This window comes from Roseicyclus sp., assembly GCF_018402035.1.
GTDB lineage: Bacteria > Pseudomonadota > Alphaproteobacteria > Rhodobacterales > Rhodobacteraceae > Roseicyclus.
This window is the reverse complement of sequence record NZ_JAGYJN010000027.1, coordinates 1-5,947: the sequence shown is the minus strand read 5'-3', so window position 1 is coordinate 5,947 and position 5,947 is coordinate 1. Positions and strand designations below refer to the sequence as shown.

Sequence of the window (5,947 nt, the reverse complement as noted above, 5' to 3'; positions counted from 1 at the left end):
ATGCCCGAGGATGAGCGCGCCGAACTGGTGGCGCTTTACTGGGTCGGACGCGGCAGTTTCGAGCCCGAGGATTGGGAAGAGGCGGTGGCAACCGCATTGGCCGAGGCAACGACGCCCACCGCCGACTACCTGCTGGGCAGCCCACATTTCGCCGATCATCTCGAGGCGGGTGCCGAAGCAATGGGCATCGACATCACCGATGTCGAGGAAGACCTGCTTTAACGCCCCCGTCACCCAAGCGTCACTTGCCAGCTTGGCGGCAATGGGCAAGATTGGGCCATGCAAATGCCCATCCCTTTTCCAAGCTGGCCCGATGTGGCCGCCGATCTGGTCGCCACAGCCGCGGGGCGCGCGCCCGCCGATCTGGTGTTGACCAATGCCCGTATCGTTCTGGTGCAAACGCGCGAGGTGATGGCGGGCTGGCAGGTTGCCGTGCGTCATGGCCGCTTTGCCTATGTCGGCCCCAATGCCAGCCATTGCATTGGCCCCGCGACCGAGGTGGTGGATCTGGGCGGCCGCTACCTGATCCCGGGTCTTTGCGATGGGCATATGCATATCGAGTCCGGCATGCTGACGCCTGCGGAATTCGCGCGCGCCGTGATCCCGCATGGCACGACCTCCATGTTCACCGATCCCCATGAGATCGCCAATGTGCTTGGCCTGCGCGGTGTGCGGCTGATGCATGACGAGGCGCTGATGCAGCCCGTCAATATCTGGACCCAGATGCCAAGCTGCGCCCCCTCCGCCCCCGGTTTGGAAACCACGGGCTACGAGATTGGCCCCGATGACGTGGCCGAGGCGATGGGTTGGCCCGGTATCGTGGGCTTGGGCGAGATGATGAATTTCCCCGGCGTGGTGGCGGGCAGCCAGCAAATGCTGGCCGAGATTGCGGCGACGCAAAAGGCGGGCAAGACCGTGGGCGGGCATTATGCCTCGCCCGATCTGGGGCCAGCGTTTCACGCCTATGCCGCCGGTGGGCCCGCTGATGATCACGAAGGCACATCCGAGGATGACGCCGTGGCCCGCATGCGCCAAGGGATGCGGTCGATGATCCGGCTCGGCTCGGCTTGGTTCGATATCAAGGCACAGATCACCGCGATCACCGAGCGCGGGCTTGATCCGCGCAACATGATCATCTGCACCGATGATTGTCATTCCGGCACGCTGGTGCATGAAGGGCATATGAACCGCGCGGTGCGCCATGCGATTGCTTGCGGCTGCGACCCGCTGGTGGCGCTGCAAATGGCCACGATCAACACCGCCACCCATTTCGGGCTGGAACGCGAGATCGGCCAGATCGCACCGGGGCGGCGGGCCGATATGATCGTGACCTCTGATCTAGCCAGCCTGCCGATTGAGGCCGTTTATGCGCGCGGGCGGCTGGTGGCCGAAAGCGGGCGCTGCTTGGTCGATTGTCCGCATCTTGATTGGCCGGATGATGCGCGCGACACGGTGCATCTTGGCCGGGTGCTGGTGGCCGATGATTTCGCGGCCAAGGCACCCTTGGCTACGGGGGCGGTCAAGGTCCGCGTTATCGGTGTGGTCGAGAACCAAGCCCCGACCGAGGCGCTTGAGGCCGTATTGCCGGTCGTCGATGGCGTGATCGCAGCGCAAGGCGATGTGGCCCATCTCGCGCTGGTCGAACGTCATCGCGGGACGGGGCAGGTGGTTAATGCTTTTGTCTCGGGCTTTGGTTATGGTCCCGGCATGGCGATGGCCGCGACCGTTGCCCATGACAGCCACCATATGATCGTCGTTGGCACCTGTCGCGCGATGATGGCCAAGGCCGCCAACCGACTGGCCGAAGTGGGCGGCGGCGTCACGGTCTGGCGCGATGGCGTGGAGTTGGCGTTGGTGGAATTGCCCATCGCCGGGCTGATGTCCGACAGCCCAGCAGCCGAGGTGGCGGCCAAGGCCCAAGCCATGGTCGCGGCGATGGCCGCCTGCGGCTGCACGCTCAACAACGCCTATATGCAACACTCGCTCTTGGCGCTTGTCGTCATCCCCGCTTTGCGGATTTCCGATTTGGGGCTGGTTGATGTGACCCGTTTCGCCCTGACCGATCTGGTCGTGGGGGAAAAGCCGTAACGGCGCGCCTTGCCCATGCGCGCCCCTTGTACATAAAGATCATGAGATGAAAAACAAATCCGCCCGCATCGTCAGCCCCGATCAAGAAAAGCAGCGCAAGCTGTTTGAGAACGCCGATGACGCCGTTGCCCATCTTCAGGCGCTTTATGCGCAAGCGGTGCGGTTCTTGTGCGATCAGTTCAGCGCGACGCTGCGCGATGGCGCACCTGATGAGACGCGGTTTCGCGCCTTTTACCCCGAGTTGCGCATCACCACGACAAGCTACGCCTTGACCGATAGCCGCTTGAGCTTTGGCCATGTGGCCGATCCGGGCAGCTATGCCACCACCATCACGCGCCCCGATCTTTTCGCCAATTACCTGCGCCAACAGATCGGGCTTTTGATCAAGAACCATGGTGTGCCGGTCGAGGTTGGCCCGTCTTTGACACCGATGCCCGTGCATTTCGCCGTGGCAAGCAACAGCGCGATCACCGTGCCGCAAGAAGGGGCGGGTGATTTCATTCTGCGCGATGTTTTCGATGTGCCTGATCTTTCCACGACGCATGACGATATCGTCAACGGGCTTGGCTTTACCTATGAGGATGGCGCCCATCCTTTGGCCCCCTTTACCGCGCAGCGGGTGGATTACTCACTGGCGCGCATCGCCCATTACACCGCGACCGACCCGGTGCATTTCCAGAACCATGTTCTGTTCACCAATTACCAATTCTATGTCGATGAGTTCGAAGGCTATGCCCGCGCCATGTTGGCCAACCCGGCCAGCGGCTACACCAGCTTTGTCGCCACCGGCAATATCGAGATCACCGACCCCGCCGCCCCTATCGCCCATCCCCAAAAGATGCCGCAGATGCCGACCTATCACCTCAAGCGCGCGGATGGGAACGGGATCACCTTGGTCAATATCGGGGTGGGGCCGTCGAATGCCAAAACCGCGACCGACCATATTGCCGTCTTGCGCCCGCATGCGTGGATCATGGTCGGCCATTGCGCGGGCTTGCGCAATTCCCAGCGGCTTGGCGATTTCGTCTTGGCCCATGCCTATCTGCGCGAGGATAAGGTGCTGGACGATGATCTGCCCGTTTGGGTGCCGGTGCCGGCCTTGGCCGAGATACAGGTGGCGCTTGAGAACGCGGTCGCCCATGTGACCGAGCTTGCGGGCTATGAGCTTAAACGCATCATGCGCACCGGCACGGTCGCCAGCCTTGATAACCGCAATTGGGAATTGCGCGACCACACCGGCCCCGTGCAACGCTTGAGCCAGTCGCGCGCAATCGCGCTTGATATGGAAAGTGCGACCATCGCGGCCAATGGTTTTCGCTTCCGGGTGCCTTACGGCACGCTTCTGTGCGTGTCCGATAAGCCGCTTCATGGTGAGCTGAAACTGCCCGGCATGGCGTCGGAATTTTATAAAACCCAAGTTTCGCGGCATTTGCTCATCGGCATCCGCGCCATGGAAACGCTGCGTGATATGCCGCTGGAACGCCTTCACAGCCGGAAATTACGATCTTTTGAGGAAACGGCCTTTCTTTAGAGGAAAAAAACGACATCGCGGCCATGTTTTTGGGTTTTTTCTGCACGCAAAGCGTTGTGTGGAGCCACAATATTCGGTTACTTTTGCGCCAACCGGCCCTAGGGCTCGGGCAGTATTCAGGAGAGAAAAACCAATGGCACAAAAACCCATGACCAAAACCCAGCTCGTCGCCGCACTCGCGGAAGAAATGGGCGCGGACAAGAAAACCGCAGCAGCAGCGATCGATGCGGTTTCCGCAATCGTGACCAAGGAAGTCGCCGCAGGCGGCGCTGTCACCCTCCCCGGCATCGGCAAGATCTACTGCCGCGAGCGCCCCGTGCGCATGGTGCGCAACCCCGCCACCGGCGAGACGATCAAGAAAGATGCCGACAAGCAGGTGAAAGTCACCGTTGCCAAGGCACTCAAGGACAGCGTCAACGGCTGATTGCCCTGATGCAGCTTTCGTGAAAGGGTCGCGCCCAAGATGGGCTGCGGCCCTTTCTCTTTTCTGGGCCGAGGCCGACTGACCCCATGGATTTCCGCGCATTTTTTGCCGGGCTCGTCTTTGCCCTGATTTGGTCGTCCGCCTTTACCTCGGCGCGGATGATCGTCGAGGCCATGCCGCCGGTCACGGCCTTATCCATCCGCTTTTTGATCTCGGGGTTGATCGGCATCGCCATCGCGCGGGCCTTGGGTCAAAGCTTCCGCCTTGGGCCGGGCCAATGGCGCGCGGTGATCATCTTTGGCATTTGTCAGAACGCGCTCTACCTCGGGCTCAATTTCGTTGCGATGCAATGGATCGAGGCCTCGCTTGCCGCGATCATCGCCTCGACCATGCCCTTGTTGGTCGCGGCGGCGAATTGGGGGATTTTCCGCGAAAAGCTCCCGCTACTGGGCGTAGTAGGCTTAGCGGCGGGTTTTTGTGGCGTGGGTTTGATCATGGCGCAGCGCTTGGGCGGCGGGGCCGATCCGACGGGTATCGTGCTGTGCCTGATCGCGGCGGTGGCGCTGACGGTGGCCACTTTGGCAATGCGAGGCGCGACAGGGGGCAATGGCAATTTGTTGATGGTCGTGGGTCTGCAAATGCTGGTGGGTGCAGCGGCGCTTGCGCCATTTGCGCTGCTCACCGAAAGCTGGTCGGTCGATTGGTCCACGCGGCTTGTGCTGGCCTTTGGCTATACCACTTTGATGCCGGGGCTTGTGGCGACACTGATCTGGTTTTGGCTGGTGCGCCGCATCGGGGCCACGCGGGCCGCGACCTTTCACTTTCTCAACCCGGTCTTCGGTGTCGCCATCGCAGCCCTGCTTTTGGCCGAGGGGCTAAGCTGGGTCGATGCGCTGGGCGTGGCCATCGTGGCAGCAGGTATCTTGGCCGTGCAATTGGTAAGGGCGCGTCCGGCTTGATCGCGCCCTTGGCTGACCGGCGCTTTGCGCGCGCTAAGGTGTGACGGCAATCACCACGAGATTGTCAATCGCCCAACGGGGCGGTTCGCCATCGGCCATGCCCGCCGCCGCAGGCAGCGGCGTGATCGAAAGCTGCAACTCTGGCGCGGTGGTCGTGATCGCCATTTCGACCGATAGCCGGGTTTCCAAAAGGCCCGGCCCAGCGGCAAAGCCCAATTCCTGCGGCCCTGTCAAGCGGCTGCGCAAGGTGATGCCATCTTGGGCCAAAACCTCCCGATGCTGGGCTGCGATCAGATCGGGTTGGGAGGAAAAGCTTTGTCGCAAGACCGGTGCGCCATTCACGGAAAGCTCCAGCCGCTCCAGCGCCCAAGCGTCGATTGCGATCAGATCCATGGTCACGATGCTGCGCTGCGTCTGTGGTGGAAGGGCGATCCGGCGCGTCATCGGTGCATCGCCGGGCGTGGCCAACCAGATCGCGCCAAGCCCGACCTGCGTGTCATCGCGCTTTCCGCCCGACCAATCGGGCGCGGGACCAGTGCTGAGATCTTCGAAAAGAACCAAACGCTCGGTCGCGCCCAAGGCGCGCAGGCCGCCAATCTTGGTACCAAACGCTGTGACCGGATAGGCTGGCGCACTGCGGATCAAACTCGCCACCAAAAGCGCGAGAGCCATCAGCCCTACTGTGACCAGCAGCCAGTCAAGTTTGACCACGCGCAGCAAATATCGTGGGCGCACCGAAACCCCCATGAGCAAACATCCAACTTCTTCCCCAGTTCCGACGCAATCGCGGCCAAATAAGGCAAAAAAGAGGCAACGCTTGGGTGCTTTCAAAGCAGTGTTTGCAGTTTGCGCACAATCCCCGCGACCCGCCGGGATTGATCCTCGAACGCCTTGTTCAACGACGGAACTTGCGCCCCAACTTAGCCGATCTTGCCACGATTCTGG

Annotated in this window: 6 protein-coding genes; 5 read left to right on the top strand and 1 reads right to left on the bottom strand. The window is 61.7% G+C overall.

From position 1 onward, the window contains the following. From KG698_RS14430 to KG698_RS14410, 5 genes are all read left to right on the top strand, one after another. A partial coding sequence (locus tag KG698_RS14430) for a DUF3775 domain-containing protein (protein WP_213686253.1) occupies positions 1–222 on the top strand: 222 nt, incomplete at its 5' end. Positions 223–279: 57 nt separating this feature from the next. Continuing rightward, on the top strand, positions 280–2,088 hold the full coding sequence (locus tag KG698_RS14425) for an adenine deaminase (protein ID WP_213684957.1): 1,809 nt from the start codon (positions 280–282) through the stop codon (positions 2,086–2,088). Between the two features lie 46 nt (positions 2,089–2,134). Continuing rightward, entirely contained in the window at positions 2,135–3,619 is a 1,485-nt protein-coding gene (locus KG698_RS14420) for an AMP nucleosidase (protein WP_213684958.1), read from the top strand. Positions 3,620–3,752: 133 nt separating this feature from the next. Continuing rightward, positions 3,753–4,043, top strand: a complete 291-nt coding sequence (locus KG698_RS14415; protein ID WP_213684959.1) for an HU family DNA-binding protein — start codon at positions 3,753–3,755, stop codon at positions 4,041–4,043. A gap of 86 nt (positions 4,044–4,129) precedes the next feature. Beyond that, a complete protein-coding gene (locus KG698_RS14410) occupies positions 4,130–5,002 on the top strand; it encodes a DMT family transporter (RefSeq protein ID WP_213684960.1) in 873 nt (290 codons plus the stop codon). A 33-nt stretch (positions 5,003–5,035) separates the two neighbouring features. Here the strand turns inward: KG698_RS14410 and KG698_RS14405 are convergent, their stop codons facing one another. Next, positions 5,036–5,674, bottom strand: a complete 639-nt coding sequence (locus KG698_RS14405) for a hypothetical protein (protein ID WP_213684961.1) — start codon at positions 5,672–5,674, stop codon at positions 5,036–5,038. Positions 5,675–5,947: the final 273 nt, after the last annotated feature.

Coding starts and splice junctions, on each gene's coding strand:
- KG698_RS14415 (WP_213684959.1), top strand. CDS start 3,753: ATGGCACAAAAACCCATGACCAAAACCCAGCTCGTCGCCGCACTCGCG.
- KG698_RS14420 (WP_213684958.1), top strand. CDS start 2,135: ATGAAAAACAAATCCGCCCGCATCGTCAGCCCCGATCAAGAAAAGCAG.
- KG698_RS14410 (WP_213684960.1), top strand. CDS start 4,130: ATGGATTTCCGCGCATTTTTTGCCGGGCTCGTCTTTGCCCTGATTTGG.
- KG698_RS14405 (WP_213684961.1), bottom strand. CDS start 5,674: ATGGCTCTCGCGCTTTTGGTGGCGAGTTTGATCCGCAGTGCGCCAGCC.
- KG698_RS14425 (WP_213684957.1), top strand. CDS start 280: ATGCAAATGCCCATCCCTTTTCCAAGCTGGCCCGATGTGGCCGCCGAT.